This window comes from Variovorax monticola (assembly GCF_051216855.1).
GTDB lineage: Bacteria > Pseudomonadota > Gammaproteobacteria > Burkholderiales > Burkholderiaceae_C > Variovorax.
Map to the genome: position 1 here is coordinate 805,256 of NZ_JBPJZP010000002.1, position 25,852 is coordinate 831,107.

Annotated in this window: 34 protein-coding genes and 1 tRNA gene; 34 read left to right on the forward strand and 1 reads right to left on the reverse strand. The window is 66.9% G+C overall.

All coding sequences use genetic code 11. The features are described from left to right. The first annotated feature begins 5 nt into the window (after positions 1 to 5). From ACSFA5_RS09245 to ACSFA5_RS09270, 6 genes are all read left to right on the forward strand, one after another. Positions 6 to 575: a nuclease domain-containing protein gene (locus ACSFA5_RS09245; protein WP_435443713.1), complete on the forward strand. Its 570-nt coding sequence runs from the start codon at positions 6 to 8 to the stop codon at positions 573 to 575. After that, positions 572 to 907: a hypothetical protein gene (locus tag ACSFA5_RS09250; RefSeq protein ID WP_435443714.1), complete on the forward strand. Its 336-nt coding sequence runs from the start codon at positions 572 to 574 to the stop codon at positions 905 to 907. Before ACSFA5_RS09245 ends, ACSFA5_RS09250 begins: the two co-directional genes overlap by 4 nt. Continuing rightward, positions 904 to 1,179, forward strand: coding sequence for a hypothetical protein (locus ACSFA5_RS09255; RefSeq protein WP_435443715.1), 276 nt, complete (start codon positions 904 to 906; stop codon positions 1,177 to 1,179). The genes ACSFA5_RS09250 and ACSFA5_RS09255 overlap by 4 nt, the downstream gene beginning before the upstream one ends. Beyond that, positions 1,176 to 1,364, forward strand: coding sequence for a hypothetical protein (locus ACSFA5_RS09260; RefSeq protein ID WP_435443716.1), 189 nt, complete (start codon positions 1,176 to 1,178; stop codon positions 1,362 to 1,364). The genes ACSFA5_RS09255 and ACSFA5_RS09260 overlap by 4 nt, the downstream gene beginning before the upstream one ends. Then, positions 1,361 to 1,816, forward strand: coding sequence for a hypothetical protein (locus ACSFA5_RS09265; RefSeq protein WP_435443717.1), 456 nt, complete (start codon positions 1,361 to 1,363; stop codon positions 1,814 to 1,816). Before ACSFA5_RS09260 ends, ACSFA5_RS09265 begins: the two co-directional genes overlap by 4 nt. Positions 1,817 to 1,900: 84 nt before the next feature. Then, complete coding sequence (locus tag ACSFA5_RS09270; protein ID WP_435443718.1) at positions 1,901 to 2,722, forward strand: hypothetical protein; 822 nt, start codon at positions 1,901 to 1,903, stop codon at positions 2,720 to 2,722. On the opposite strand, the gene ACSFA5_RS09275 is transcribed toward ACSFA5_RS09270, so the two are convergent. Then, entirely contained in the window at positions 2,717 to 3,328 is a 612-nt protein-coding gene (locus ACSFA5_RS09275; RefSeq protein WP_435443719.1) for a hypothetical protein, read from the reverse strand. The genes ACSFA5_RS09270 and ACSFA5_RS09275 overlap by 6 nt on opposite strands. Positions 3,329 to 3,596: 268 nt before the next feature. On the opposite strand from ACSFA5_RS09275, the gene ACSFA5_RS09280 reads away from it, so the two are divergent. From ACSFA5_RS09280 to ACSFA5_RS09415, 28 genes are all read left to right on the forward strand, one after another. After that, a tRNA-Met gene (locus ACSFA5_RS09280) sits at positions 3,597 to 3,673 on the forward strand. A 206-nt stretch (positions 3,674 to 3,879) separates the two neighbouring features. Then, entirely contained in the window at positions 3,880 to 4,170 is a 291-nt protein-coding gene (locus tag ACSFA5_RS09285; protein ID WP_435443720.1) for a hypothetical protein, read from the forward strand. A gap of 241 nt (positions 4,171 to 4,411) precedes the next feature. Further along, positions 4,412 to 5,035: a hypothetical protein gene (locus ACSFA5_RS09290; protein ID WP_435443721.1), complete on the forward strand. Its 624-nt coding sequence runs from the start codon at positions 4,412 to 4,414 to the stop codon at positions 5,033 to 5,035. 172 nt (positions 5,036 to 5,207) lie between these two features. Next, positions 5,208 to 5,816 (forward strand): hypothetical protein, encoded by a 609-nt coding sequence (locus tag ACSFA5_RS09295; RefSeq protein WP_435443722.1) that lies wholly within the window; start codon positions 5,208 to 5,210, stop codon positions 5,814 to 5,816. A 52-nt stretch (positions 5,817 to 5,868) separates the two neighbouring features. Beyond that, the gene (locus ACSFA5_RS09300; protein ID WP_435443723.1) at positions 5,869 to 7,872 is read left to right on the forward strand and encodes a phage terminase large subunit family protein; all 2,004 of its coding nucleotides are present in this window, start codon (positions 5,869 to 5,871) and stop codon (positions 7,870 to 7,872) included. A 9-nt stretch (positions 7,873 to 7,881) separates the two neighbouring features. Next, positions 7,882 to 8,082, forward strand: a complete 201-nt coding sequence (locus tag ACSFA5_RS09305) for a hypothetical protein (protein ID WP_435443724.1) — start codon at positions 7,882 to 7,884, stop codon at positions 8,080 to 8,082. Further along, complete coding sequence (gene gpW, locus ACSFA5_RS09310) at positions 8,082 to 8,354, forward strand: gpW family head-tail joining protein (RefSeq protein WP_435443725.1); 273 nt, start codon at positions 8,082 to 8,084, stop codon at positions 8,352 to 8,354. Before ACSFA5_RS09305 ends, gpW begins: the two co-directional genes overlap by 1 nt. Then, the gene (locus ACSFA5_RS09315) at positions 8,354 to 10,000 is read left to right on the forward strand and encodes a phage portal protein (protein WP_435443726.1); all 1,647 of its coding nucleotides are present in this window, start codon (positions 8,354 to 8,356) and stop codon (positions 9,998 to 10,000) included. Before gpW ends, ACSFA5_RS09315 begins: the two co-directional genes overlap by 1 nt. Before the next feature lie 10 nt (positions 10,001 to 10,010). Then, positions 10,011 to 10,886, forward strand: coding sequence for a S49 family peptidase (locus ACSFA5_RS09320; protein WP_435443727.1), 876 nt, complete (start codon positions 10,011 to 10,013; stop codon positions 10,884 to 10,886). 40 nt (positions 10,887 to 10,926) lie between these two features. Further along, complete coding sequence (locus tag ACSFA5_RS09325; RefSeq protein WP_435443728.1) at positions 10,927 to 11,553, forward strand: hypothetical protein; 627 nt, start codon at positions 10,927 to 10,929, stop codon at positions 11,551 to 11,553. Between the two features lie 27 nt (positions 11,554 to 11,580). Continuing rightward, entirely contained in the window at positions 11,581 to 12,507 is a 927-nt protein-coding gene (locus tag ACSFA5_RS09330) for a head decoration protein (protein ID WP_435443729.1), read from the forward strand. A 68-nt stretch (positions 12,508 to 12,575) separates the two neighbouring features. Next, on the forward strand, positions 12,576 to 13,625 hold the full coding sequence (locus tag ACSFA5_RS09335) for a major capsid protein (protein WP_435443730.1): 1,050 nt from the start codon (positions 12,576 to 12,578) through the stop codon (positions 13,623 to 13,625). Continuing rightward, a complete protein-coding gene (locus ACSFA5_RS09340) occupies positions 13,625 to 13,945 on the forward strand; it encodes a head-tail joining protein (protein WP_435443731.1) in 321 nt (106 codons plus the stop codon). The genes ACSFA5_RS09335 and ACSFA5_RS09340 overlap by 1 nt, the downstream gene beginning before the upstream one ends. Continuing rightward, positions 13,942 to 14,619, forward strand: coding sequence for a hypothetical protein (locus tag ACSFA5_RS09345; protein ID WP_435443732.1), 678 nt, complete (start codon positions 13,942 to 13,944; stop codon positions 14,617 to 14,619). Before ACSFA5_RS09340 ends, ACSFA5_RS09345 begins: the two co-directional genes overlap by 4 nt. Positions 14,620 to 14,631: 12 nt before the next feature. Further along, positions 14,632 to 14,880, forward strand: a complete 249-nt coding sequence (locus ACSFA5_RS09350) for a DUF2635 domain-containing protein (RefSeq protein WP_435443733.1) — start codon at positions 14,632 to 14,634, stop codon at positions 14,878 to 14,880. A gap of 61 nt (positions 14,881 to 14,941) precedes the next feature. Continuing rightward, the gene (locus tag ACSFA5_RS09355) at positions 14,942 to 16,423 is read left to right on the forward strand and encodes a phage tail sheath subtilisin-like domain-containing protein (protein WP_435443734.1); all 1,482 of its coding nucleotides are present in this window, start codon (positions 14,942 to 14,944) and stop codon (positions 16,421 to 16,423) included. 30 nt (positions 16,424 to 16,453) lie between these two features. Next, positions 16,454 to 16,822, forward strand: coding sequence for a phage tail tube protein (locus ACSFA5_RS09360; protein ID WP_435443735.1), 369 nt, complete (start codon positions 16,454 to 16,456; stop codon positions 16,820 to 16,822). A 3-nt stretch (positions 16,823 to 16,825) separates the two neighbouring features. Then, a complete protein-coding gene (locus ACSFA5_RS09365; protein WP_435443736.1) occupies positions 16,826 to 17,110 on the forward strand; it encodes a phage tail assembly protein in 285 nt (94 codons plus the stop codon). A 105-nt stretch (positions 17,111 to 17,215) separates the two neighbouring features. Continuing rightward, a complete protein-coding gene (locus ACSFA5_RS09370; protein ID WP_435443737.1) occupies positions 17,216 to 19,093 on the forward strand; it encodes a phage tail tip lysozyme in 1,878 nt (625 codons plus the stop codon). Next, positions 19,090 to 19,998 carry a DNA circularization N-terminal domain-containing protein gene (locus ACSFA5_RS09375; protein ID WP_435443738.1) on the forward strand — a complete coding sequence of 303 codons (909 nt, stop codon included), beginning with the start codon at positions 19,090 to 19,092 and terminating at the stop codon, positions 19,996 to 19,998. Before ACSFA5_RS09370 ends, ACSFA5_RS09375 begins: the two co-directional genes overlap by 4 nt. Continuing rightward, positions 19,995 to 20,558: a hypothetical protein gene (locus tag ACSFA5_RS09380; RefSeq protein WP_435443739.1), complete on the forward strand. Its 564-nt coding sequence runs from the start codon at positions 19,995 to 19,997 to the stop codon at positions 20,556 to 20,558. Before ACSFA5_RS09375 ends, ACSFA5_RS09380 begins: the two co-directional genes overlap by 4 nt. A 3-nt stretch (positions 20,559 to 20,561) precedes the next feature. After that, positions 20,562 to 21,659, forward strand: a complete 1,098-nt coding sequence (locus tag ACSFA5_RS09385) for a phage baseplate assembly protein (protein ID WP_435443740.1) — start codon at positions 20,562 to 20,564, stop codon at positions 21,657 to 21,659. Next, positions 21,656 to 22,321, forward strand: coding sequence for a phage baseplate assembly protein V (locus ACSFA5_RS09390; RefSeq protein WP_435443741.1), 666 nt, complete (start codon positions 21,656 to 21,658; stop codon positions 22,319 to 22,321). The genes ACSFA5_RS09385 and ACSFA5_RS09390 overlap by 4 nt, the downstream gene beginning before the upstream one ends. Then, a complete protein-coding gene (locus tag ACSFA5_RS09395) occupies positions 22,318 to 22,764 on the forward strand; it encodes a phage GP46 family protein (protein ID WP_435443742.1) in 447 nt (148 codons plus the stop codon). Before ACSFA5_RS09390 ends, ACSFA5_RS09395 begins: the two co-directional genes overlap by 4 nt. Continuing rightward, the gene (locus ACSFA5_RS09400; RefSeq protein WP_435443743.1) at positions 22,764 to 23,891 is read left to right on the forward strand and encodes a baseplate J/gp47 family protein; all 1,128 of its coding nucleotides are present in this window, start codon (positions 22,764 to 22,766) and stop codon (positions 23,889 to 23,891) included. Before ACSFA5_RS09395 ends, ACSFA5_RS09400 begins: the two co-directional genes overlap by 1 nt. 3 nt (positions 23,892 to 23,894) lie before the next feature. Further along, positions 23,895 to 24,491: a YmfQ family protein gene (locus ACSFA5_RS09405; RefSeq protein WP_435443744.1), complete on the forward strand. Its 597-nt coding sequence runs from the start codon at positions 23,895 to 23,897 to the stop codon at positions 24,489 to 24,491. Between the two features lie 74 nt (positions 24,492 to 24,565). Continuing rightward, a complete protein-coding gene (locus tag ACSFA5_RS09410; protein WP_435443745.1) occupies positions 24,566 to 25,399 on the forward strand; it encodes a gp53-like domain-containing protein in 834 nt (277 codons plus the stop codon). An 8-nt stretch (positions 25,400 to 25,407) separates the two neighbouring features. After that, positions 25,408 to 25,821, forward strand: a complete 414-nt coding sequence (locus tag ACSFA5_RS09415; RefSeq protein ID WP_435443746.1) for a tail fiber assembly protein — start codon at positions 25,408 to 25,410, stop codon at positions 25,819 to 25,821. The last annotated feature ends 31 nt before the right edge of the window (positions 25,822 to 25,852 follow it).

Here is a 25,852-nt window from a genome sequence, read left to right on the forward strand (position 1 = left end):
CGCCCATGCCCCGCGGCACCGGCTTCAAGCGCCGCGCGCCCGCCACCCGAGCACCAGCAAGAAGTGAGGCTGCATGCGGCGCGCCGCACGATTCGGCCCATGTCGAGCACCAGGTGCCCACCACCATCGCGCGCGCCGCGCGCCGCGGCACCTACGCCGCGCCTCCGGCCTCCGCCGCCATCCCGAAGACACCGCGCCGCGAGATCCCGCACCTGCTGGCCATGGCGCGCGGCAAGCCCTGCCTGTTTCTGCTTGCCGGCATCTGCAACCGCAACCCCAAGACCACCGTGGCCGCGCACTCGAACTGGGCGCAGCACGGCGGAAAGGGTGGCGCGCGCAAGGCGGACGACTGCTACAGCGCCTGGGCCTGCAGCGCCTGTCATGCCTGGCTCGACAGCAGCACCGCTGACGGCGAGCGCAAGAAGGTCGCCTTCATGCTCGCGCACCTCTCGCAGGTGCACCACTGGCGCCGCATCGTCGCGGACCCGACATCCAAGCCGCGAGACCGCGCCGCCGCGCAGCTCGCGCTCGACCACCTGAACGCAACGCCCGTCGTGGCTGGAGGAAACCTATGAGACCCACACCCGGAGACCTCGCGTACTGCGTTGCGCCGCCCGGCTACAAGCGCACCTTCCACATGCGCTTCTGCACGATCCGCGCCGGTGGCCACGACGACCTGACGCCGAAGTTCCAACCGGCGACTTCCGTGCAGGACCTGCTGTTCAGCGAGTGGTGCACGCCCGTGATGGTCGAAGGCATCCCGGTGCGCAGCTGCTGGATGTGCGCCAGCTGGCTGCGCAAGGTCAGCGGCCCCGGCGCGAATGCCGACGAGGTCGAGGCAGCGTGCCGCAAACGGTCAGCTGCGCGCGAGCGTATCGAGTGCGCTACGGAAGGAGTGACAGCATGAACTGCCAGAAGGGCGACCTCGCGATGACTCGCGGCGCGCCGATGGACAACGATCTGCTGGTCGAAGTGCTTGAGGTTCGGGAAATCCATCCGGTCCTCGGTCAGCTATGGCTCATTCACTCGCTGGGGTCGAAGTTCCATATCGATCCTGGTGTGCGCGATGCCCACGCTATCTGGCCGGACTGCATGCTGCGACCGATCCGCGATCCTGGCGACGACGCCGTCGACGAGACCCTGCTGATGTTCCGCATCCCGGAGTTCGACACGGTATGAGCACACGCGACAGCATTGTGTTCAACACGAACGAGGCGGGCGGAGAGTTCGAGAGCGTCGCCGACCTGTTGGCCATCCGTCCGCGCCAGGGCATCGCCGCGGTGCAAGTTGAGGATCGTTCTGGCGCTGTGCGCGTCGAGCCGGTGTTCGTCATCGACTTTTACCGCGAGGGCGATCTGCCATGAGCCGCAAGATGTGCCGCCGCAAGGTGTGGGGGAAGGGCGATGCGGTCAGCGTTGCCATCGCAGGCGCGCGCGTGATCGATGACGTCCGCCTGGCCCAGCTGCGTCAGATCGAGCGCAACGCGCTGGAGGCATTCCAGTTCGGTCGCGCCGAGTGGAAGGACTGGGGCGTGATCACCGGTGTGGCGCAGGCCGCGCGCGTGCTGGTGGAGTTCGGCGTGGGCCCCGAGGTGCTGCCTGCCATCAATGCGGTGGAGCGTTTCCTTGAGGCCGCCCAGGCGCGCCATGCCACGACCGGCCGGATCGGCGCCACGGGCCCGGACCTGCAGGTCGTGCGCGACCTCTACGAATACCACGACCTACAGCGCACCAGCATCGACCTGGCCACCTACCAGCGCGCAGTCGAGAAAGCCATCAACCGGGCCCGCAACGCCACGGCGGCCGCACCTGCATGAAAAGAGAAAAGCCCCAGCGCCGCCACAGCGCCAGGGCCTTCCAGTGAGTCGAACCTGAGAGCCTTGATTTTACTGGAGCACACCATGTTGACCAACGACGAAAAACGCGGAGTCGAAGAGATTTACACCTCGGCCACCACCAGCTCGAACCTCAGGGTTGAAGGGCCAGATCGGCCAGGCGATGCCGACGTGATCATCGCGGCCGGCTGGAACCAAAGCCGCATTGGCGGCGCGCTGCTGCGCCTGCACACCGAGTTCGACGCCAGCGAGAAGCTGCGCCTCGCGACAAGCGCTCAGTTCCTGCCCGGCGGCAAGAGCTCGAAGGAACAGCGCACCGCAGCGGCCAAAGAGGCCTTCGCCTTCAACCTCCACGAGACGGGCCTGCTGCTGGGCAAACTGAAGTCGCTGCCCGAGGTGCGCGCGCAGGCCATCATGCAGGCGATGTCGTGGGGCATGGGACAGTCGCACGACCCGGTCACCCGCTCGGAACGCACAGAGGTGCGCGAGCACGATGCCGCGCTGCTGAAGCGCCTGCGGGATGCCGTAGCCAAGGCTGCGCAGGATCCGGATGCCTTCGCGGCCGCACATGCGGACCTGGTCGCTGCCACGGCCGAGGTCGACGCTCGCCGTAGCGCCGAGGTCAAGGAAGACCGTGACCGGTGCACCGAGAAGGTCGTCGCGGTCATCCGTTGGTGGCTGTCTCAGCGCTGCCCTGTGTGCTCGGGAACGAAGTTTCAGCTGGTCGAGGGCACGAATCGACATAGCGCCAAGATCTGCCGGCCATGCGGTGGCACCGGGCTGCGCGATGTGCCCCACCAGCAGGAGGGCCGGCGCCTGGCCTGCTGGTTTGACCAGTGCGTAGAGCGGGCGCGGGCTGCCATCGGGCGGCGCCTGCGTGGGCTATAGAGGCCGGTTCGAAGCGAATGCACCCCAGGTACTTCTGATATATCTCAGGAACTCTTGTCCGAGTGGCGTAAGGCGAACTTGGTTCGAGTCCGCAACGCGCTCTACGTATTCCGTGTGAAGTAGAAATCCGAAGTATTGAGTCCAATAGCCTGGCGCGATCGGGTTGCTCGCAGCTTCTACAAGCTTCAAGTGTTCGAGATGAAACGGTAGCAAATTTCCCTCTGAATCTGCGCCATTTGGGCGATTTGCCAAATGCTCCATGAGGCGCATCTGGGTGCCGTAAATTTTGTGAAAGTTGTTCTCGGCAACCGCTGCAGTCCACCATTTCAATATCTCTGCTTTGGCAGCTTTGGGATCGGCGGCAATTCGCCCCAAGTGGTCTTCGGCCACAAGTGGGGGAGGCGCGCTGCCTTGCTGCTTCTCAGGATCGACTTCAAATTCAATGCCAGCCGCTTTACCCTTGCGAATATTTTTTAGCAGAGTAGCAAGGGGAACTCCAAATGTCGGCAGCAAAATCCAAACGAGCAGGACCGCCATCGGCGGCCAAGAAAGCACGACTTTGATGTATTCGAGAATCAAGGGCCAATTCGCATAGCAGTTCTGCATTTCTCCTCCGGTTTTCGAGCGAAGTATCGTTCATCAAGGCGGCTACTTGATCGCGATGCGCAAGCCGGGCGATAATTCGTCCCGAGATTGCGCAGCCTGCTGAGGCTGCTGCCCTCGAATCTCTGCTGAACACCTGCCCCCGCTCCGGCGCCGGCCGCCACCCTCGACAGGGAAGGTGTCTCTGCAATATTTTCGTATGCGGGTGAATCATTGGATCCCGCCTCTACCTTGAAAGCCGCCCAGGCAACTCGGGCGGCTTTTTCGTTTCCGCGGTGTAGCTCAGCTTGGTAGAGCAGCGGGTTCATACCCCGCGTGTCGGCCGTTCGAATCGGCCCATCGCAACCACTTTCGGCGACAGCCGGTTGGGTGATGTCGAAGCGCCTGCTTGAACGCCAGCGCCGGGCCAGATCTGGCCCATAGGACCACGCCCCAGCCGCCGCCCCTCGCGGGGATTCCGAGATTCTTTCGTGGCCGACCACCGGCCTTTTTGTCCTCCCCGTCACGGCAAGGGGCTCCCGCCGGCAGCCACGGCAACATCCAAAGAGGTTCCCATGGCACACACCCGCTCCAGCTCCCGCTTCCTGACCTTCGCGTTCGCCGCGCTCGCCTTCGTGTCGAGCACGGCCACCGTCGCCTACGACCGCGTGGCGACCGCCTGCACCGCTGTCTACCAGTTCGCCTACGACTTCGTGGCCAGCGTGCCCGCCAAGTTCGCCGAGCCGGTGCTGAAGCTCGCTGCCCGCCCGGTGGAGCTGGTGCAGGCCTGCGCCTATGCCCTGGGCCTGGCCAAGCGCGAGCGCCCGCACGTGCGCAGCCAGTGGCGCATGTGCCCCTCGGTCTGACCTGACCTGCAACCACGGAAGCCCCTTCGATGGGGCTTTTTGCATTGGGCCGCGAGTCGACCCAGCGCAAAAATTCAGAGCGACCACCACGCGCTGCCGCCATTCACTTCCGGCCGGTTCTTGCGCGCTGCTCTGTCCCCAGCGGTAGGGTGGGCAACCCTCCGCCCCGTGTCCGCCGCCGGCATAGCTCCTTTCTCCTTGGGACGCCGGCGGCGTGTCCGGCCACCGGATGCGAGGCCACATGTTCGTGATCAACGTTCGCGCCGAGGTGAAGCAGATGGAGCGCAGGCTCTCTGCCCTGGCGTACAAGCAGATGCCGTTCGCCACGGCGCAGGGCCTGACCGAGCTGGCCAAGATCGTCCAAGCGGGCGAGCAGGAGGCCATGAAGACGGTGTTCGATCGGCCCACGCCCTTCACCGTGAAGTCGGTAGGCGTGCGCGGCGCGCGCAAGGACAACCTGCAGGCGCTGGTCTACGTGAAGGACATCGCAGCCGCCTACCTGGAGCCATACGAGGTCGGCGGCAAGAACAAGCTCAACAGCAAGGCGCTGCTGAAGCCAGTGGGTGCGCCCCTCAACCAGTACGGCAACCTGTCCAAGAACAAGCTGGCGCAGCTCAAGGCCAAGGGCAACACGTTCGTGGGCAAGGTGAAGGGCAAGGGCGGCGAGGTGATCAACGGCGTGTGGCAGCGCACCCCCGCAGGCAAGGGCAAGCCTGCAGGCATCAAGCTGCTGGTGCGCTTCACCGATGCCCACCCCATCAAGCAGCACCTCGACTACAGGCCAAGGGCTGAGCAGCTGGTGCGTTCGAACTTCAACAGGGTGATGGAGCGCACGTTGAGCCGAGCCCTCGCCACGGCCCGCTGAGGCGCCCTGACCAGCCCCAAGGCGCCAGGATGCACCAAGGTGGGGCAAGGGTGCATGTGTTGTAAAAACATCACGGGTCCTTACCCTACCAAGCCGCCATGCGGGCATTGCGCGCCGCGTTTCGCGACCGGCCCCGAGTTCAAAACAATGTCCGCACGGGATGTCCGCACCTATGGCTGAAGCTGTCACGCGCCGCGAGTTCGCGCGGCTGGAAGGTTGCGACGAGAAGCAGGTGCGGCGGGCGCTATTACGCGGTCTGCTGGTGGCCGACTCCGAGGGAAAGCTCGATCCGGCGCAGGTCGCGAGCGGGTGGCGCAAGCCGCGTGCGGACAGCAAGGAAGCGCCTGCGAAGGCGGCACCGGCAGCGCGCGCGAAGAAGGCTGCGGACACCGGTGCGGACACAGCGAAGCCTCCGAAGAATGTCCGCACCGCGCCCGAGCCCGAGGCAGTCGACGGCGTGCCGGTGGTGCAGAGCGCCGAGGGCGCCAGCCTCAAGCGCGCGGTGGCCCACAAGGAAGACTTCGCGGGCCGCCTGAAAGAGCTGGAGTACCGGCAGCGCGCCGGCGAGGTGATCAGCCTCGAGCTGGCGAAGCAGGTTCTGTTCGATGAGTTCCGCTCCGCGCGCGATGCGTGGCTGAACTGGCCGACCCGGTATGCCGCGGTCATCGCCGCTGAGCTGGGCATCGAAGAAGCGGACCGACTGGCGGAGACCCTGACGACCTATGTTCACAAGCAACTTGCCTCCCTGGGAGAGCCCAGCGGACAGTTCCGCAAAGGCTGAGCTTCTCAGGAGGGAGGTTGCCGCAGGGTGGTCCACACCGCCGCGGCTGTCTGTGCCGGCGTGGGCCGACGAGTACCGGAAGCTGGCCAAGGGCTTCGGCGCCATGTCCGGCGATTGGGAGACCTCGACTGTCGAGGTGGCGCGCGGGCCGATGCTCGCTGTGACGGAGCCCGGCGTGCGCACCATCACCGCGATGTGCGCGACGCAGCTGCTGAAGACCGAGCTGCTGCTGAACATCTTCGGCTACCACGTGCACCTCGACCCGTGCCCGATCCTGATCCTGCAGCCGAAGGCAGAGTCGGCTGAGCAGTTCTCGAAGGAACGCCTGCAGCCGATGGTTGCGGCCACGCCGGCGCTGCAGGAGCGCGTTGGTGGAGCCGAAGAAACGCTGACCTACAAACCCTTCCCGGGCGGCTTCGCCGGCCTGGTGGGCGCGGGCAGCCCCGACAACTTGGCGCGCCGCCCGATCCGGGTGGTGCTGGCCGACGAAATCAACAAGTACCGGCCCACGAAGGAGGGCGACTCCCTGGTGCTGGTGGACGAGCGGATGGCGACGTTCGCATTGAACTCGCTGTCCGTGCGCGCATGCAGCCCGACCATCGAAGACGAGTGCGCGATCTCGGAGAGCTACGGCAACTCCGACCAACGCCGCGCGACCATCGCGTGCCCGCACTGCGGCCACCGCATGTTCCCGATGTTCTTCCAGCACGTGCAGTGGCAGAAGGACGAGAAGGGCAACCACCTGCCCAAGACGGCGCGGATCTACTGCGAGGCCTGTGGCAGCGCCTGGTCGGAAGGTGAGCGGCAGAAGGCGCTGGCCACTACCCGCTGGCACCAGACCAAGCCCTTCGAATGCTGCGACGTGCGCCACGTGCCGCTGGATGCTTACGCAGGGCTCTGGAAGGAGCTGGGCGATAGCGAAGCGGCCGTGGCCCAGGTGTGGGACTGGTGGGAAGACGAGGAGGAGGGGCGCTACGCGGTGTATCGCGCGCGCTGCCCGACCTGCGGCAACTGGCCGCTCGACAACACGCATGCCGGCTTCCAAGCGGGCAAGCTGTTTTCGCCGTCGCAGAAGGACCGGCCGAGCGAGCAGGCGCGCAAGTGGCTCGAAGCGAAGGGTGATGCGGACCGCGAGCTGTCGTGGTGGAACACGCAGCAGGGCCTGCCTCACCGGCCGCTGGCCAGCAAGGCGCTTGCGGTCGACACGCTGCTCACGCGCCGCGAGGTGTTCGCGGCCGAGGTGCCCTACGGCGTGGCCGCCATCACGGTCGGCATCGACACGCAGGATTACCGCCTCGAGATCGAGACGGTCGGCTGGGGCCGCGACGAGGAAAGCTGGTCGCTGGACTACCACGTCATCGAAGGAGAGTTCTCCGACCCCAAGGTGCAGGCCGAGCTAGATGCGTACCTGAAGAGGATCTGGCGCCGGGCCGACGGCCGGACGTTCGAAGTACTGGCCGCGTGCCACGACTCGGGCGGCCACCACACACAGGCGGTCTACGACTTCGCGAAGGCGAGGCTTGGCCGGCGCATCTGGGCGATCAAGGGCGCATCGGAGCGAGATGGTCAGCGCAACCCGGTATGGCCGACGAAGAAGCCCAACCGCAAGACGAAGGCCAGCTACCGGCCCGTGATGATCGGCGGCAACGCGGCGCGCGACACCATTCGCTCCCGCCTGCTGCTCGGCGTCCCGGGCCCTGGCCAGCCGGCACCGGGCTACATGCACTTCCCCGCGGATCGCGACATCGGCTACTTCCAGCAGTTGACCGCCGACCGCCTCACGCTGAAAGAGATCGGGCGCCGCAAGGTGCGCATCTGGGAGACGCCGTCGGGCAAGGCGAACGAGGCGGCCGACTGCCGCGTCTATGCGTACGCCGCGCTCTGCGGTCTCGTGCACCTGGGCCTGCAGCTGAACAAGCGCGCGGACAACACGGCGGTGCTGCTGGTCCCCGACCCGCAGGGCGTGTACGAGGTGCCGCAACCCGCTGCACCTGGTGCCGCGCCCGCGCCGCAAACGCCCTCGGGCAAGAAATCACTCGTCAGCAAGCTGGCGTAGGAGCTACGAATGGCACAAATCAAGGTTGGACCGGTGGTCTTCACGCACGCCGAGAACTTCGCGGGCGAAGTCGAGATCACCAAGGGGGAGATCACGCTCAAGGTGCCCATGGAGGCGCTCGTGCGCGTGGTGGCGGAAAAGGTGCGCGCGCAGCGCATTGCCGCGCTCGAAACCGCCAAGCCCAACGACCTCATCGCGAAGCTGGCCTGATGTTTCGCCGTCGCACCAGCATCCTCGATGGCATCAGCCTCGAGGCTCTACAGGCACAGTTGGCCGCCCTGCAGAAGGCCTACCTCGACCTCATGGCCGGCGGCAAGGTCGCGACCGCGTCGTACACGCAGGGCGACGGCGCGCGCTCGGTCACCTACACGCAGGCCAACATCGGCGACCTCACGCAGGCGATCCTGGCGGTGCAGACGCAGATCGACGGCCTGACCGGCCAGTGCATCAACCGTCGCGCACCGCTGCGCCCGTACTTCTGATGAGCGCGATCCTCGACTCCAGCGGGCGCCCGATGACGTCCAGCGCTCCAGCGAACCGCCGCAGCTCGGCGTCGCTCGACCCGGCAAACCAGAGCGTGTTCCCGTACACGGCTGCGTCTTGGCAGACGCAAGAGATGGGCGATTGGCAGCCGTGGATTCGGTCGCCCGATGCCGAGATCAACCAGTTCCGCGATCGCATGGTGGCGCGCAGCCGCGACCTTGTCCGCAACGATGGCTGGGCCAGCGGCGGGATCATGCGGATCCTGGACAACACCGTGGGCACCCACCTGCGGCTGGCGTCGAAGCCCGACTACCGCGCGCTGAAGTACCGCTTCGGGAAGGCATTCGATGCAGTCTGGGCAGATGAATTCCAGCGCACGGCCGAGGCGCTGTGGCGCGGCTACTCCGAACACATCGGGCGGTACAACGATGTGAACCGCCAGCTCACCATCGGCCAACAGTTCCGGCTGGGCCTGCGGCACAAGCTGGTCGACGGCGATGCACTGGCTGTCTCGTATTGGATGCCGGAGCGCGTCGGCTATGGCGGCAGCGACTACGCCACCTCGTTTCTGCTGGTCGACCCGGATCGCCTGGGCAATCCCTACGGCATGCTCGACACGAAGTACTTGCGCGGCGGCGTGGAGATCGACGACGACGGCGTGTCGCAAGCGGTGCACATTCGTCGGGCCGAGCAGAACGACTGGTACAACGCCGTCGAAGCGAACACGTGGGAGCGCATCGAGTGTGAGGATGAAGACGGCTGGCGCCGGGTCATCCTCGACTTCGAGCGCGACCGCGCGGGCCAGCACCGCGGCGTCGGCATCTTCACGCCGGTGATCGCGCGCTTCAAGATGCTGGCGCGCTACTACGGGGTCGAGCTGCAGGCCGCCACCATCGCCTCGGCTTTCGGCACCTACGTCGTGAGCCCCTACGACCCTGCGCTGGTCGGCGATGCGCTCGACGGCGGCGACGATGAACTGAGCCGGTACCAGCAGCTGCGCAGCGACTTCCACAAGGAGCGGCCGGTGATGCTCGAGGGCGCCCGCGTGCCGACCCTGGCGCCGGGCGAGAAGATCGAATCGGTCGCATCGGCTCATCCGCATACCGGCTTTGTCGACTTTGCGCACGAGATGCTGCGCACCTTCGCGGCCGCAGCAGGCATCTCCGCCGAGCAGGTCACCCAGGACTGGAGCAAGACGAACTACAGCAGCGCGCGCGCAGCGCTCATGGAGTCCTGGAAGACGCTCACGCGCCGGCGCACCGAGTTCGCCAACAACTTCGCCTCCCCGATGTACGCCGTCTGGCTGCAGGAAGCGATGGAGAAGGGCGAGCTGCCGCTGCCGAGCGGGGCGCCTGAGTTCGTCGAGGCCGCGACCGCCTATGCGCGCTGCGGCTGGCTCGGCCCGGCGCGCGGCTGGATCGACCCGGTCAAGGAAAAGGCTGGCGCCGTGATGGGCATGGATGCCGGCCTCTCGACGCTGATGGCGGAAGCCGCTGAGCAGGGCAACGACTGGGAAGAAGTACTCGACCAGCGCGCGATCGAGGTTCAGAAGTTCAAGGATCTCGGCCTGCCGCTGCCCGAGTGGATCGGCGCTGTTGCCGCTGCCGAGGCCGCGCGCCCTGAAGAGGCACCGCAGCCTCGCTGACAAGGAAACCATGGCACCCAACTACCCCCACCTCGCACAGCGGCTGTTCAACACGCCGCTCGCGATCACGCCCGGCAAGGTCGAGATCGTCATGTCGGCCCTGGCCGATCGCTTCGGCATCGCGAAGCTGTTCCGCGCCGACGGCATGCAGGTGCAGCTCGGCGCGTGGAGCGATGACGACGAGTTTGCCGGTCCCGGAGATTCCGACCGCGGCTATGAGGTCGTCGCCGGCGTGGCCGTGATCCCGGTGACCGGCACGCTGGTGCAGAAGCTGGGCACGCTGCGGCCGTACAGCGGAATGATGGGCTACGACGGTATCCGCGCGATGGTCAGCATGGCGCTGGAAGACGAGTCTGTGCATGCCATCGTGCTGGACGTGGACAGCCCAGGCGGCGAGGTGTCCGGCTGCTTCGACCTGGTGGACGCGATCTACGCGGCCCGCGGCGTGAAGCCCATCTGGGCGATCCTCACCGAGTCGGCGTATTCGGCTGCCTACGCGATCGCGAGCGCGGCCGACCGCATCCTGGTGCCGCGCACCGGCGGCACCGGCTCGGTGGGCGTGATCTGCGCACACGTCGACTTCAGCAAGGCTCTGTCCCAGGCCGGCATCGCGGTGACGCTGATCACCTACGGTGAGCGCAAGGCCGACGGCAACGAATACAGCCCGCTGGAGAAGGCGACGCTGGCGCGCTTCCAGGCGGACGTCGATGCGATGGGCGACCTGTTCGTCGAGACCGTCGCGCGCAACCGCAACATTTCCACGGCCCGGGTGCGAGACACCCAGGCCGCCACCTATTTGGGCGCCGCCGGCGTCCGAATCGGCTTCGCTGATGCCGTCATGGCACCAGACGAGGCTTTCCGGTCCCTGCTCGCCGAGCTGGGCTGATCAACCATCCCCTGGAACCATCATGAAACTGTCCAGCAAGGTGGCGAGCGCCCTCTCGTTCGCCCATCTCGGCGGCCTCGTCGCCCGCAAAAACGCCAAGGCCTCCGCCGAGGAAGACGACGACAAGAAGGAACAGGACCGCGAGAACACCAACGCCAAGGGCGCCAAGGCCGAAGGCGACGATGACGAACGCAAGAAGCGCGACGACGAAACCGACGACGAGTACAAGGCCCGCATCGCCAAGCTCGACGACGACGAAGCGGCCGAAGGCGACGACCCGGACAAGAAGGACGACGACGCGGACGACAAGGCGAAAGCCGACGACGGCGACGACAAGGATGAAGAGATGCGCGGCAAGTCGGCCACGGCCCAGGCCCGCCTGCGAGAGCAAGCCCGCTGCGCTGCGATCTTCGGCAGCAAGGCCGCTGCAGGAAACCCGGTGCTGGCCGCGAACCTCGCGTTCAAGACCCGCATGGGCCGCGCCGAAGCGCTCGCCGTGCTCGAAGCGTCTCCCGCTGCAGCCACTGCCGCGCCGGCAAATGCCCATCGCAGCGCCCGCAACCCTGGCATCGCCGCAGGCGGCGCGTCGACCCCGAGCGGCCCGCAGGCAGCGGCCTCGTCGTGGGACCGCGCGTTCGCACAGGTCTCGCCGACCCGCCGCAAGTAATCCACCGAACCCCGAAAGGAAATCACCATGGGCAACCCCACTCAAACGCCGCTCGTCGAAGCCTTCCACAACGCGGGCTTCTTGGTCAGCGAGGCCAACGGCCACATCTCGCGCGACTCCATCGTGCTGGCCGCTGGCGCGCTCGTGCTGGCCGGCGCACCGCTCGGCCAGGTCACCACGGGCGCCACCGCGGCGGCCACCGCGCTGGGCACCAACACCGGCAACGGCACCTTCGGCGCCATTACGCCGGTGGCGCAGCCGACCATGATCGGTGTCTACGGCATCGCCTTCACGGCAGCAACGGCTTTCACCGTGACCGCGCCGGACGGCAGCACTGCGACGGGCACCACGGGTGTGCCGTTCAGCGCACTGGGCATCGGCTTCACCATCACCGCGGGCGGCACGCCGTTCATCGCCGGTGACTCCTTCACCGTCACGGCCACCCAGACCGTGGGCAACCCGACCGTCGTGTCGGCTGCTGGCGCCAACACCGGCAACGGCACGCTGGGCACGCTCACCGCGAAGGGCTACGCGCCTGTCGTCGGCGCCTACGGCGTCGAGTTCGACGATGCGACGCACTTCGTGGTGGCCACGCCCGACGGTGCCGTCGTCGGCCACGGCACCACCGGCGTCGCCTTCGCCGGCGGCGGCCTGGGCTTCACGATCACCGCAGGCGGCACGGCCTTTGTGCCGGGCGATGCCTTCGTGATCACGGTCGCCGCGGGCTCGGGCAAGTGGAAGGCCTGGACTCCGGGCGCGGCCGATGGCTCCGCCACCATCGCGGGCATCCTGTTCGCGACCAAGGACGCCACGCTGGCCGACAAGCCGGCGCTGGCGATCACCCGCCACGCCGAGGTCAACGCATCCGAGCTGGTGTGGCCCACCGGCATGAGCGCCGCGCAGATCGCGTCCGGCCTCGCGCAGCTCAAGGCGCTGTCGATCATCCCGCGCTAACCCCTCGATCCAACCCTCAATGCGACAGCCGCCTTCGGGCGGCTTTTTCGTTCCCGAAAGGAATTGACATGTCCGCCGCAAATATTCTCGACATCTTCCACGCCGATCCGTTCACTGCGATCGCGCTCACCGACGCTGTTCAGCGCAACCCCTTCCAGCCCGTGGGCCTGGGGAACATGAACATCTTCGACTCCAACCCGATCCGCACCAAGGCGCTCGCTATCGAAGAGCGCCAGGGCAAGCTGGTGCTGATCCCGTACAGCGAGCGCGGCGCCGAAGGCACCCAGCGCACGACCGAGAAGCGCAAGATGCGCTACTTCGAAGTGCCGCGCCTGATGCACGACGACACGGTCTACGCGGAAGAGCTGCAGGGCATCCGCGAGTTCGGTCAGGAATCGGTGCTGATGCAGGTGGAAACCGAAGTCGCCCGCCGGCTCAGCGGCCCCACCGGCCTGCTGGCCAGCGTCGAGTACACGAAGGAATACCTGCGCCTCGCCGCGGTGCAGGGCCTGGTGCTCGACCCGAAGGACGGCTCGATCCTCTACAACTGGTTCGACGAGTTCCAGATCGCGCAGCCCGCCGAGACGCCGTTCAACCTGTCGGCCGGTACCGCCAACAGCCTGCGCCCGATCATCAACGGGATCGTGCGCAAGATGGCGCGTGCCGCGCAGGGTGCCTTCACGGCTTCCACGAAGGTCGTGGCGCTGTGCGGCGACGTGTTCTACGATCAGCTGACCAACCACCCGGACGCGATCCGCACGTTCCTGAACTGGAGCGATGCCCGGGATCTGCGCGACAACTCGCAGGGCGCGGCGTTCGACAGCTTCGACTTCGCCGGCGTGACCTGGGTGAACTACCGCGGCTCGGACGACAACGCGACGATCAAGATCCCCGACGCGTCGTGCAAGTTCTTCCCGGTGGGTGCCCCCGGCATCTTCCGCGAAGCCAACGCGCCGGGCGAAACGATCGACTGGGTCAACACTCCGGGCAAGCCGGTGTACGTGCTGCCCATCCCCGACCTGCAACGTCGCATGTGGTGGAAGATGGAGGTCTACGCCTACCCGCTGTTCGTCTGCACCCGCCCCGAGGTGCTGCTCTCCGGCCGCGCGGGCGCCTGATGGTCGACTGGGACGCGCTGGTGCTGGGCCCCGTGCATGGGGTCTTCGCCGAACCGGTCATCTACCTTCCGAGGGGCGGCTCGCCGTACCCGACCGAAGGCATCTTCGACGAGGCCTACCGCGAGGTGGACCTGGCCGGCGGGATGGCGGTCACGACGGAGACGCCCGTGCTCGGGATCCGGCTCAGCGCGTTCCCGCACGTGCCGCTGCAGGACGACCAGCTGCAGGTGGTGCGCACCGGTGTCACCTTCACCATCCGCGAGACGCAGCTCGACGGCCACGGCGCCGCGAAGCTGCTGCTGAACCGACCGACGCCATGACCGATACCAACCCACTCGCACAGCCGATGCTCGCGCGTCGGATGCTCCGCCTGGCGGTGCTGGCCGCGCTGCAGCCGCTGACGCTCTCCGCCGGCGTGAAGACCATCGCGTCGCCGGGTGTGTGGCCCACGCCGCAGGAGAAGCTGCCGGCCATCCTGGTCAACGCGCCGACCGAGCAGAAGCAGTCGATCGGCAAGGGCATGGCGAACTTCACTACCTCGGCGTCGATCACGGTGCAGGGGCAAGTCTCCAAGTCGTCGCCTGAAGAGGCGCTGGAAGCGATCGACGCGCTGGCCTTCGCGGTGGAGAACGCCGTGCTCACCGATTACTGGGTCACGCGCACGGTCGAGCGCTTCACCAGCGTGCAGACCGATATCGAGGTGACCTCCGACGGCGGACCGCACCTCGCTGGCTTCCGCATGACGCTGGCGGGGGACATGTTCGAGAGCTTCAATCCGGCGGACGTCATGCCGCCCGGGACGCCGTGGCCACCGGCCGCGCCCGCCATCGTGCCGCTCACCAGCATGGGCATCCATCTGGACACTGCCCAGCCCTTCGACGCCAGCGGCACCTACGCCGATCCGCCGTTTCCCGACGCCGTACTTCCGGCGCCGCGCACCACGGGGCCCGACGGGCGCGACGAGGGCGCACTCGACATTCAACTTCCGCAATAGGAGCCATCCGCCATGTATGTGAAAGCCGCCCCCGGCATGAAGGTCCGCGACGCCGACCTCAAAGACCTCCTGCCCGACGAAGGGCGCGATGTGCCCGAGACCGACTACTGGCAGCGCCGCCTGCGTGACGGTGACGTTGTCCTGGCCGATCCGCCGCCCGCCGAAGCGCCCGCGGCGCCTGCGCCGCTCGACCTGCCCATGCCCTCGGCCGCGAAGGCCGAGAAGTCCTCCAAGCCCGACACGGCCAGCAGCACCAGCTGAGCGCCACCACCCCCATCCGAACGGCCCGCCTTGAGCGGGCCTTTTCTTTTCAGGAGCCACCATGACGCTTCCCTTCCAGAATCTCCCGGCCAACATCCGTGTGCCCCTCTTCTACGCGGAGGTGGACAACTCGATGGCCAACAGCGCGACGCTCAACCAGCGCGCGCTGATCATCGGCCAGAAGACCACGGCGGGCACCGGCGTGGCCAACGTGCCGGTCATCTCGCAAGGCGTGTCCGACGCCGCGCAGGTGGGCGGCCCCGGCTCGATGCTTCACCTGATGACGGCGAAATACCGCGCCAACGACAACTTCGGCGAGGTCTGGTATCTGCCGCTGGCCGACGACCCGGCTGCCGTGGCCGCCACCGGCACGCTGCTGGTCTCCGCTGCACCGACGGCGAACGGCACGCTGTACCTCTACATCGCCGGCGTGCGTGTCGCGGTGCCGGTCCTGTCGACGCAGGCGCCGTCTGCCATTGCCACCGCCATCGCAGCGGCCGTGACGGCTACCCCGAACCTGCCGGTCACTGCGGCCGCCGCGACCGCCACCGTGACCTTCACGGCGATCAACAAGGGGCCGTGCGGTAACGACATCGACCTGCGCCTCAACTACCTGGGCACCGCGGGCGGCGAAGCGCTGCCCACCGGCTTCGGCTCGACGATCACGCCGATGGCGAACGGTGCCACGGCCCCGAGCCTGACCACCGGGCTGCTGAACCTGCTGGACAAGCCGTTCGACTTCATCGTGTGCCCCTACACCGACACCACCAGCCTCGATGCGCTGAAGGCGCTGCTGGGCGACCAGGTGGGCCGCTGGAGCTGGGCGAGCCAGATCTACGGGCATGTGTTCGCGGCCTACCGCGGCACGCTGGGCGCGCTCACCACGTTCGGCGTCGGCCGCAACGACCAGCACGCGTCCATCATGGGCTTCAACGACAGCCCCACGCCGGCGTGGCTCTGGGCCTCGGCTTTCGCCGCGCAGGTGGCAGTCAGCGTGCGCGCTGACCCGGGCCGCCCCGTGCAGACGCTGGCGCTGCTGGGCATCCTGCCGCCCCCGCTGCAGTCGCGCTTTCAGCTCACCGACCGCAACACGCTGCTGTACGACGGCATCTCGACCTTCACGGTTGCCGACGACGGCACCGTAGCGATCGAGAACGCGATCACGACCTACCAAAAGAACAGCTTCGGCCAGCCCGACAACAGCTACCTCGAGGTGGAGACGATGTTCACGCTAATGTTCGTGCTGCGCTTCCTGCGCACGCGCATCACCAGCAAGTTCCCGCGCATGAAGCTGGCGGCCGATGGCACCCGCTTCGCCGCGGGCTCGGCCATCGTGACGCCCAACATCATCAAGATGGACCAGATCGCGGCGTACCAGGAACTGGAGTACGCCGGCCTGGTACAGCGCAGCGACCTGTTCGCGCTGAACCTGATCGTTCAGCAGAACGCGCAGAACCCGAACCGCATCGATGTGCTGTGGCCCGGCACCTTGATCGCCCAGCTGCGCATCTTCGCGCTGCTTGCCCAGTTCCGCCTGCAGTAAGCGGCGTCCCCAATCCCCCAAGGAATCAACATGGCAAACGACACCAACCGCCTGGCCGGGACGGCCTATGTCTCCGTCGACGGGACCACGTACATGGTCAGCGGCGACTTTGAATACAACCCTTCGAAGGTCTCCCGCGAGACCCTCAAGGGGCAGGACGGCGTGCACGGCTACAAGGAATCGCCGAACGCGCCGCACATTTCCGCAACCCTGCGTGACGCCGGCGGCCTCAGCGTCGCCAGCCTCAACGCAATGACCGACGTGACCGTGGTGGCCGAGCTGGCCAACGGCAAGACGGTCGTCGGCCGAAACATGTGGACCGTCGATACCCAGACCTCGAAGGCCGAAGACGCCACCATCGAAGTCAAGTGGGAAGGCTTTTCCGTCACGGAGCAATAAATCATGGAACACGACGAAATCACCATCACCCTGCGCAAGCCCGTCAAGCTGGGCGAAATGACCTACGACAAGCTCGACCTGCGCGAGCCGACGGCCGGCGAGCTGGAAAAAGCATCCAGCGCCACCACCAACATGGGCGTGGTGATCAACCTGATCCACTTGGTGGCCAAGGTGCCGCGCAAGGTGGTCGAAGGTCTCTGCCAGCGAGACCTCAAGGAGGCGGGCGATTTTTTGGAAGGTTTCAACGAGCCCTCCCTGCCGGTTGGCGAGACCGAGTCGCCGAGCTGACGAAGTACTACGGCTGGGGCCCGCACGACGCGTGGTCCCTGCCGTGGAGCAGGCTGGCGTGGTGGCACGACCAGGCCGAGCGCATGAACAAGGCAGGGTGAACAGATGGCCAATACCTTCGCGATCACGATCTCCGCGATCGACCGGGCCTCGGCCACGGTGCGCAAGATCAACAACTCGTTCTCGCAGCTCACGCGGCCGATCAACCAGCTGGGGAGGTCGACCAAGGCCCTGGGCCGCGAGCTGGGCGTGGACAAGATGGCGAAGTCCATCGGCAACGTGGCGAGCAATGCGAAGGACGCGGCCAACCAGGTCGGCCGCATCGGCGCGCCACTGCTGGCGCTGGTGGGCGGCGGCTCCATCGTGGGCATCGCCGCGCTGGCGACGCAGTGGGCGCGTCTCGGTTCCGAGGTCGCGCGCACGTCGCGCACCATCGGCGTGTCGGCGAACGACCTGCAGTCCTTGCGCGGCGCATCGCAGGTGCTCGGCGTGTCGTCGGGTGAGCTCACCGGCGGCATGAAGGCGTTGGGCGACACGATGGAAGACGCGTTGTATGGGCGCAACCAGGATGCGCTGGCCGTCATGAACAAACTGGGCATCAGCATCCACAAGACGGCCGGCGGCGCCATCGATTCGACGCGCGCCTTTCGGGACCTGTCGGTGTCGATCTCACACATCAAGAGCCCGCAGGTGCAGGGCCTGGTGGCGCGCACGTTCGGCGTCGAGGCGCTGCTGCCCATCCTGCGTGAAGGGCCGGCCGCGATCGCGAAGTACCAGCAGAAGGTGGCGGAGCTCGGCGGGGTGATGGGGCCCGAGCAGATCCGGCGCGCCGAGAGCTTCGGGATGGCGCTCAACTACCTCAGCATCGCCGGCCAGGGCCTGCGCAACACCATCGGCGATGCGCTGATCCCGGCGCTGCAGCCGCTCGTTGTCGACCTGACGAAGTGGATCTCGGTGAACCGCGAACTCATCGGCGCAAAGGTCGGCCAGTGGGCACAGGATTTTGCAAACTGGGTGCGCGGCATCGACTTCAAGGCGCTGCTGGCCGGGCTGCAGAAGACGATCACCAGCATCGGGAACTTCATCGACTCCATCGGCGGCTGGAAGACGGCTGCAGTGGGCATCGCTCTCATCATGGCGGGCCCGCTGCTGCTCAGCGTCACGAACATCGCGCTGGGGCTGGGCGGCCTGGCGCTGACCACGATCCCGCTGGCGGTGAAGGCCTTCGCGTTGCTGAATGTAGGCCTCGGCGGGACCGAGCTTGCCGCCGGTGCCGCGCTGTCGAAGATCTCGCTGCTGAAGGCCGCCGCCCTCGGCGTCGGCAAGCTGGGCTTGCTGGGCGCTGCGGCGGGTGGCGGGTGGATGGTTGGCACTGCGATCAACGACCAGATGGAGAAGCACGGCTTTTCGCTCGGCAGCAAGGTCTACGACTGGATGAACCCCGAACAAGCGCGCCCACACCTGTCGCAGGTGGGCACCGCCAACACGGTCGTGGACTTCTTCAAGAACAAGGGCTGGTCGCAGGATCAGGCCATCGGCATCGCGGCCAACCTGAAGAAGGAAAGCAACTTCGACACCGCGGCCGTCGGCGATGGCGGCAAGGCGGTGGGCATCGCGCAGTGGCACGACGACCGGCAGCGCAAGTTCATGAAGTGGGCGGGCAAGAACATCCGCACGGCCACGCTCGAGGAGCAGATGGGCTTCGTGCACCACGAACTGACGCAAGGGGGCGAGAAGTCGGCGGGTGACGCGCTGAAGCTGGCCACCAATGAGCAGCAGGCGGCGTCCATCGTCTCGCGCCAGTACGAACGCCCGGGGAACGCAGATGGCGAGGCCGCTGGCCGCGCCAGGGCGGCCACCGAGATGAAGCAGCAGCTGCAGGTCCACTTCACGGGCCTGCCGGCGGGAACCAAGGCCACCGCCCGCGACAACAGCGGCAAGGACGTGCCTGTCACCGTCGCAACCAGTATGGCGGGCCCATGAGCATTGCAGGCAAGGTCAACACCGCGCTGGGCGCGGTCTCCAAGGTGCAGGGCCTGCTTGGCGCTGCCTCCACCATCTCGGGCCTGTTCGCGGGCAACGGGCTGAACGGCGCAGCGGCTGACGCCGGCTGGCGCAGTCGGCTGCAGCCCGCTTCGTTCGGCAGGGTCCCCTTCGCCGTCCTCGGCGGGCAGATCCGCGTGGGCCGCCGCAACGCCGTGCACGAGTACCCGTACAAGGACCAGGTGTGGGTCGAAGACATGGGCCGAGCGGCCCGCCGGATCACGCTCACGGGCTTTCTGGTCGAGAACGCCCGGTATGGCGGCGGAGACGTCATCGCGCAGCGCGAGCGCCTGATTGCCGTTTGCGAGTCGCCGGGCAAGAAGACGCTGGTGCATCCGACCCTCGGGGCGCTCAACGTTGCGCTTCTCGATTCGGCGATGGACGAGCGCTGGGACAACGGGCGCGTGTTCGAGATCTCGTTCTCCTTCATCGAGGAGGGCGAGCGCTCCTTTCCATCCGTCGTCGCTGACACGCGCTCGGCGGTCAAGTCGTTTGCCGACCTGGCCGATGCCGCGGTCAGTGGCGATTTCTCTTCAGCTGTGACCGGCGCGCTGGCGCAGGGCGCCTCGGTGGTGGGCATGGCCGTGAGCACCGCCACCACCTGGGGCAACACCGCACTCAAGCTGGCCAACGACGCCACGAACCTCATGCACATGGTCAACTCCCTGCCGGGCTCGAATGGGCGGTACTTCGGCGGTCGCACGCTCGGCGTCAGCAAGCTGAGCAACCAGCTGGCGAGCGTCTCGACAATCCCGCAGCTCATCGCCGCCGGCACCGTGGCGCGCGCGCACGTAACCAGCGCCGTCAGCGCGCTGTCGAGCGCGGCGCAGGGGATCGCCTCGTGAGCGGCGTCACCGACTTCGCCGCAACCGCGCAAGCAGTGGCAGCGACGCTGCTGGCCGCCACGAACGATCCGGCGGACGCCGTGCGCATGCTGACGACGCTTTCGATCTTCGCGCCCAGCCAGCCCACGCCGGCGTCGGCTGTGGGCGTGGCGATGTCGACCATGCAAAGCGGCTGCGGGGACCTGTTCCGCCGGGCCGCGCTGGTGGCACTGTGCCGCGCGTCTACCGACTATCAGCCCTCGTCGTTCGACGATGCCGCGGCGCTGCGCACGCAGCTCACGGACTTGCTGGACGCCGAGATCCTGATCGCGGGCGACCAGGGCGCCGATGCCACGTTCGAGGCGCTGCGAAGCCTGCGCACTGCCGTCGTGCGAGACCTCACGCTGCGCGGCGCGAACCTTGCGCAGCTGATGACCATCACGACGCCGACGGTTGTGCCCTCGACGGTCATTGCCCAGCGCGTGTACCGAGATTCCGAGCGTGCCGACCAGCTGGTCGTGCAGGCCAACCCGCGCCACCCGGCCTTCATGCCCGTGTCGTTTCAGGCGCTCTCGAAGTAACCGATGGAAGACCTGACCCTGATCGTCGGCGGCCGCGAGCTGACCGGCTGGACCGAGGTGCGCGTCTCCCGCGGCATCGAGCGCTGCCCCTCGGATTTCGAAATTGGTCTGACGGAGCGCTACCCTGGCCAGGTAGACGCCTTCGTCGTTCAGGACGGCGACGCCTGCACAGTGATGCTGGGCGACGACCTGGTGCTGACCGGACACATAGACCGTGCGAACTATTCGATCTCGCCGGGCCAGCATGCCGTGACCATCGTGGGCCGCAGCAACTGCGCCGACCTGGTGGACTGCTCGGCGGAATGGCCGGGCGGGCAGATCAGCGGCGCCGACGCGCTCGGCATCGCGCAGAAGCTGGCCCAGCCCTACGGCATCACCGTCTCGGCGCCAGGCAGCAAGGGCGTGCAGGTCGCGCAGTTCAACCTGATGATCGGCGAGACGGCGTTCGAGATCATCGAGCGCGTGTGCCGCTACGGCGCGCTGCTGGCGTACGACCAGCCGGACGGCAACCTGGTGCTGGCCCAGGCCGCGCAGGTCGTGGCCGCCAGCGGCTTCACCGAGGGCGAGAACGTGCAGTTCGCCTCAATGACGTTCTCCAGCGACCAACGCTTCTCCGACTACCAGTGTTTCATGCAGAGCATGGACGTGCTGGGCGACATCGGGGAGGGCGGCAACCTCCTGGCCACGGCGAAGGATCCGGGAATGAAGCGGCACCGGCTGCGCATGATCATCTCCGAGTCCCCAGGCGGTGGCCTGGACTTCGCGCAGAAGCGCGTGACCTGGGAGGCCAACCGCCGCATCGGCCGCTCGGCGCAGCTGAACGTGGTGACCGATAGCTGGCGTGACGGCGCCGGAGTGCTGTGGACGCCGAACACGCTGGTGCCGCTGTCGTTGCCCACGTTGAAGTGCGGCAGCGAAGACGAGAAGGCGGTGTGGCTGATCACGGAAGTGGCCTACCGCCGCGACAGCAGCGGCACCACGTGCGCGCTGACCATCATGCGGCCCGAAGCATTCCTGCCGCTGCCCATCATCCAGCTGCCGACCTTCGCCGACATCCCGGTCAACCCGGGCATCGGCTGGGGCAATGAGGTGCGAAATTGAAAGAAGAGATTCAGAAGCTGTGGCGGCGCATGCAGCTGGTGGTCAGTCGCGGCCGTATCACGACCACCGATGACACCGGCGCGGTGCAGAAGCTGCAGATCCAGATTGGCGAGCTCGAAACGCGCGACACCACGCCCCGAGTCGCCGAGTACGGGTTCACGTCGAACCCTCTGGCGGGCTGCCACGGCGTCTTGATCTTCGTCGGCGGCGACCGATCCAACGGCGTGATCATCGGCACCAACGACCAGCAGGCGCGGCTCAAGAACCTGAAGCGCGGCGAGGTCGCGATTTACGACGACCAGGGGCAGTCGGTCTGGCTCAAGCGCACCGGCATCGAGATCAACGGCGCCGGGCTGCCGATCAAGGTCTACAACACACCGACGGTGCGCGTAGAGGCCGACACCAGCGTGACGCTCGCCACGCCGCTCGTGCACTGCACGCAGGACCTGACCGTCGACGGGCTGCTCACCACGCTCAACTTCACGATGCTCGCCGGTGGCGCGGCCAACTGGGGCGCCGGCGGCGCGGGGACGATGAGCTTCAACAACATGACGGTGACCTACACGGGCGGCTCGATCCGCCACAACGGCCATCGCATCGACGACCAGCTGCGCGTCACTAACGTGACCGCCGGCGGCGCCAACTCCGGGACGGTTGTATGAGCGACACCACCATCGTCTGGATTCCCGCGCTCGGCCGCGGCGACTGGGTGCTGCAGGGCGCTGACCTGCAGACCGGCGACGACTTGATCACCGCGGTGCTCATCAGCATCTTCACCGACCGCATCGCCAATGAGGACGACGAGATCCCAGACGGGACCGACGACCCGCGAGGCTGGTGGGCCGACGCCGGCGAGCGCTATCCCATCGGCTCGCGCCTGTGGCTGCTCTCGCGCGAGAAGCAAACGAACGACACCGTCACGCGGGCCCGGGACTACATCGTCGAGTCGCTGCAGTGGCTGATCGATGACGGCGTGGTGGCTCGCTTCGACGTGGACGTGGCGTGGGTAGCCCAAAGCAACCTCGGCGCCCAGATCGTCGCCAACCGAGTCGACGGCACGACCGTCGCAATGAACTTCGCCTCTGTCTGGCAAGGAATCAACTGATGCCGTACTCCCGACCAAAGCTCAGCGAGCTGAAGAACCTGGTGGCGCGCGACATCGAGTCGTCGCTGCCAGGCTCCGACGCGCTGCTGCGTTTCTCCAACATCGGTTCCACGGGCAAGGCCCAAGCGAACCTCTCGCACCTGCACTACGGCTATCTGGACTGGATCGCCCAGCAGGCGGTGCCGTGGACGGCGGAGGATGAGTTCCTGGAGGCGTGGGCAGGCCTGAAGGGCGTGATGCGCAAGGCGACGGGGCAAGCTGGAGGCAGCGCGAAGTTCCCGGGCGACGTCGGCAAGCTGCTGCCGGTGGGCACCCCGCTGATTCGCGGCGATGGCCAGACCTACACGACCAACGCCAATGCGACGGTCGACGGGACGGGGTTCGTGACCGTGGCCGCGACTGCCGTAGCGGATCCTGCTGGGCTCGTGGGTGCGGCCGGCAACTGCGCGAGCGGAGTTGTGCTGACTCTCGGCGTCGCCATCGCGGGCATCCAGTCCGGCGGGGTTGCCTCGACGGCATTCACTGGCGGCGCCGACGTTGAGCAAGACGACAGCCTGCGCACGCGCATGCTGGAGGCCTACCAGAAGCCGCCGCAGGGCGGCAGCCGTGACGACTACATCAAGTGGGCGAAGGCGGTGCCGGGCGTCACGCGCGCCTGGTGCAAGCCGCTCGGCTTCGGCGACGGAACCGTCGTGGTCTACACGATGTTCGACCAGGCCGAGGCGGCGTTTGGCGGCTTTCCCCAGGGCACGAACGGCGTGGCGACGGGCGAACCCCGAGCCGCGGCCGCGACGGGTGACCAGCTCATTGTGGCCAACGCGATCTACCCGCTGCAGCCCGTCACCGCGCTGGTGTATTCGTGCGCGGCAACGGCCTTTCCGGTGAACTTCACCATCACCGGCCTGACGGGTGCCAGCCTCGTGACGCGCGCGTTGATCGCAGCCGCCATCGACGGCGTCTTCTTCCTCGAGGGAACGCCGACCGGCGGCACCGTAGCGCTGTCGCTGATCGAGTCGGCCATCGCTGCAATCTCGGGCACCAAGGGCTTCGTCATCACCGTGCCCACCGGCAACATCGCGACCGCCCTGGGCTTCCTGCCGGTGCGCGGGACCATTTCCTACCCCTGACCCATGAGCGCACCGCAATACAGCGCCGCCGACTATCTGGCGGCGCTTCAGTCGTTGATGCCACGTGGCCGCGTCTGGCCGCGCGATGGTGATGCCACGCTGACCAAGCTGCTGGCCGGGCTCACCCCGATCTACGAGCGCCAGAACGCTCGTTCGAACCAACTGCTGGTGGACGCGTTTCCCGCTTCGACGCTCGAGCTGCTGCCTGAGTGGGAAGAGACGCTCGGGCTGCCAGATCCCTGCGCCGGCCTGGCTCCCACTGTGGCGCAGCGGCGCGCGCAGGTCGTGGCGCGGCTGATCGCGGTAGGCGGCCAGTCGGCACCCTATTTCATCGCCTACGCGCTCGCGCTGGGCTATGTCATCACGATCAAGAACTTCCTGCCGGCGCGCGCTGGGCTACTCCGCGCTGGCGATCCGCTCAACGGGCCCGCGTGGGCTCACGCGTGGCAGGTCAACGCTCCGTTGAACACGGTGGTCCGCATGCAGGTCGGCACAGGCCGCGCCGGAGACGCACTCGCCACCTGGGGCAATGCCGTGCTCGAGTGCGCGCTGCGTGGAGTCATGCCCGCGCACACGACGCTGATCTTCTCGTACACGTGATGCCCAGCCATCACGCCCACTCGCTGAACTCGCCTCGCGCGGGTTTTTCTTCGTCTGCTCTATGAAAGAAACCCATGTTCGGAATCGATGACGCAACCGCAGTAGCGGTGATGCCGACTCCGGAAGCGGCCGGCACGCCCGGCTTCTTCACGGAAGGCAACCCAGGCCTTGGCCAAGCGGCGACGTATGTTCGCGCCTCCTTCCTCAACGGAATGCAGCAGGAACTGCTGAACATCCTGACGGCCGCCGGCATCACACCGAGCAAGACCGTTTACAACCAACTCTTGGCGGCGATGCGCTCCAACGCGCTGATCTATGCGACCGACACCGGTGCAGCGAACGCGGCCGTGTTGACGTACGCGCCGGCAGTCACTGCCCTGGTCGACGGCATGGTGCTGTGGTTCAAGGCCAAAGCGGCGAACACCGGTGCGACAACCCTCAATGTGAACGGCCTCGGTGCAACTCCAGTGGTCGGCGGCGCGCAAACCGCACTGCAGGGCGGGGAGATCGTGGCAAACGGTCGGTGTCAGGTTATCTACAGCGCCACGCTAGCCGCATTCGTGTTGATCGAGTGCACGGGGGCGGCGCTGCAGGTGGCTGCTGGTGCGCAGACAGGGCACGCCGTGAACCTCGGACAGTTCGCGGGGACAAAGACGCAAAACGGCTACCAGAAGCTGCCCGGCGGCCTGATCCTGGAGTGGGGCCTGTACAGCAACCCGGGCGGCATCCAGAACGCCGGCATCGTGCTTCCGCTGGCGTTCCCAACTGCGATCCTCATTGCCCAGTTGACGACGTTCAATGCCACCACTTCGGCCAATGGTGGATCGGTCTACAGCCTCGCCCTGAGCGGCTTCAACGCGGCGCTGAATGGCGCTTATTCCTTCTACTGGTTTGCCATCGGGTATTGAGGTCCAACATGAAAAAATTCAGTGCGAGCACCTGCGGCTTCTACGACGACGAGATCCACGAGCCGGATCAAATCCCGGCTGACGCAGTCGAGATTGCCGACGACGAATACAACGCGCTGTTGGACGGCCAGTCGGCCGGCAAGCGTATTCAGGCTGGCCCTGACGGCCGCCCCGTCTTGTTGAATCCCCCGGCGCCGACCACTGAGCAACTCGCTGCAAAGGCGCGCGCCGACCGCGACGTGCTGTTGTCCGTTGCAACGTTGCGAATGGATCCGCTGAAAGACGCGGTCGAGCTCGACGTGGCAACTTCGGCAGAGGTTGCCGCCCTGAAGGCTTGGAGAGAGTACCGCGTGGCTCTGAGCCGGGTGGAATTGCAGACTGGCTTTCCCGTTTCCGTGGACTGGCCCAAGGCTCCGGACTGACCCTCATCAACCCGCTTCGGCGGGTTTTCTT

Coding starts and splice junctions, on each gene's coding strand:
- ACSFA5_RS09245 (WP_435443713.1), top strand. CDS start 6: ATGCCCCGCGGCACCGGCTTCAAGCGCCGCGCGCCCGCCACCCGAGCA.
- ACSFA5_RS09250 (WP_435443714.1), top strand. CDS start 572: ATGAGACCCACACCCGGAGACCTCGCGTACTGCGTTGCGCCGCCCGGC.
- ACSFA5_RS09255 (WP_435443715.1), top strand. CDS start 904: ATGAACTGCCAGAAGGGCGACCTCGCGATGACTCGCGGCGCGCCGATG.
- ACSFA5_RS09260 (WP_435443716.1), top strand. CDS start 1,176: ATGAGCACACGCGACAGCATTGTGTTCAACACGAACGAGGCGGGCGGA.
- ACSFA5_RS09265 (WP_435443717.1), top strand. CDS start 1,361: ATGAGCCGCAAGATGTGCCGCCGCAAGGTGTGGGGGAAGGGCGATGCG.
- ACSFA5_RS09270 (WP_435443718.1), top strand. CDS start 1,901: ATGTTGACCAACGACGAAAAACGCGGAGTCGAAGAGATTTACACCTCG.
- ACSFA5_RS09275 (WP_435443719.1), bottom strand. CDS start 3,328: ATGCAGAACTGCTATGCGAATTGGCCCTTGATTCTCGAATACATCAAA.
- ACSFA5_RS09285 (WP_435443720.1), top strand. CDS start 3,880: ATGGCACACACCCGCTCCAGCTCCCGCTTCCTGACCTTCGCGTTCGCC.
- ACSFA5_RS09290 (WP_435443721.1), top strand. CDS start 4,412: ATGTTCGTGATCAACGTTCGCGCCGAGGTGAAGCAGATGGAGCGCAGG.
- ACSFA5_RS09295 (WP_435443722.1), top strand. CDS start 5,208: ATGGCTGAAGCTGTCACGCGCCGCGAGTTCGCGCGGCTGGAAGGTTGC.
- ACSFA5_RS09305 (WP_435443724.1), top strand. CDS start 7,882: ATGGCACAAATCAAGGTTGGACCGGTGGTCTTCACGCACGCCGAGAAC.
- gpW (WP_435443725.1), top strand. CDS start 8,082: ATGTTTCGCCGTCGCACCAGCATCCTCGATGGCATCAGCCTCGAGGCT.
- ACSFA5_RS09315 (WP_435443726.1), top strand. CDS start 8,354: ATGAGCGCGATCCTCGACTCCAGCGGGCGCCCGATGACGTCCAGCGCT.
- ACSFA5_RS09320 (WP_435443727.1), top strand. CDS start 10,011: ATGGCACCCAACTACCCCCACCTCGCACAGCGGCTGTTCAACACGCCG.
- ACSFA5_RS09330 (WP_435443729.1), top strand. CDS start 11,581: ATGGGCAACCCCACTCAAACGCCGCTCGTCGAAGCCTTCCACAACGCG.
- ACSFA5_RS09335 (WP_435443730.1), top strand. CDS start 12,576: ATGTCCGCCGCAAATATTCTCGACATCTTCCACGCCGATCCGTTCACT.
- ACSFA5_RS09340 (WP_435443731.1), top strand. CDS start 13,625: ATGGTCGACTGGGACGCGCTGGTGCTGGGCCCCGTGCATGGGGTCTTC.
- ACSFA5_RS09345 (WP_435443732.1), top strand. CDS start 13,942: ATGACCGATACCAACCCACTCGCACAGCCGATGCTCGCGCGTCGGATG.
- ACSFA5_RS09350 (WP_435443733.1), top strand. CDS start 14,632: ATGTATGTGAAAGCCGCCCCCGGCATGAAGGTCCGCGACGCCGACCTC.
- ACSFA5_RS09355 (WP_435443734.1), top strand. CDS start 14,942: ATGACGCTTCCCTTCCAGAATCTCCCGGCCAACATCCGTGTGCCCCTC.
- ACSFA5_RS09360 (WP_435443735.1), top strand. CDS start 16,454: ATGGCAAACGACACCAACCGCCTGGCCGGGACGGCCTATGTCTCCGTC.
- ACSFA5_RS09365 (WP_435443736.1), top strand. CDS start 16,826: ATGGAACACGACGAAATCACCATCACCCTGCGCAAGCCCGTCAAGCTG.
- ACSFA5_RS09370 (WP_435443737.1), top strand. CDS start 17,216: ATGGCCAATACCTTCGCGATCACGATCTCCGCGATCGACCGGGCCTCG.
- ACSFA5_RS09375 (WP_435443738.1), top strand. CDS start 19,090: ATGAGCATTGCAGGCAAGGTCAACACCGCGCTGGGCGCGGTCTCCAAG.
- ACSFA5_RS09385 (WP_435443740.1), top strand. CDS start 20,562: ATGGAAGACCTGACCCTGATCGTCGGCGGCCGCGAGCTGACCGGCTGG.
- ACSFA5_RS09395 (WP_435443742.1), top strand. CDS start 22,318: ATGAGCGACACCACCATCGTCTGGATTCCCGCGCTCGGCCGCGGCGAC.
- ACSFA5_RS09400 (WP_435443743.1), top strand. CDS start 22,764: ATGCCGTACTCCCGACCAAAGCTCAGCGAGCTGAAGAACCTGGTGGCG.
- ACSFA5_RS09405 (WP_435443744.1), top strand. CDS start 23,895: ATGAGCGCACCGCAATACAGCGCCGCCGACTATCTGGCGGCGCTTCAG.
- ACSFA5_RS09410 (WP_435443745.1), top strand. CDS start 24,566: ATGTTCGGAATCGATGACGCAACCGCAGTAGCGGTGATGCCGACTCCG.
- ACSFA5_RS09415 (WP_435443746.1), top strand. CDS start 25,408: ATGAAAAAATTCAGTGCGAGCACCTGCGGCTTCTACGACGACGAGATC.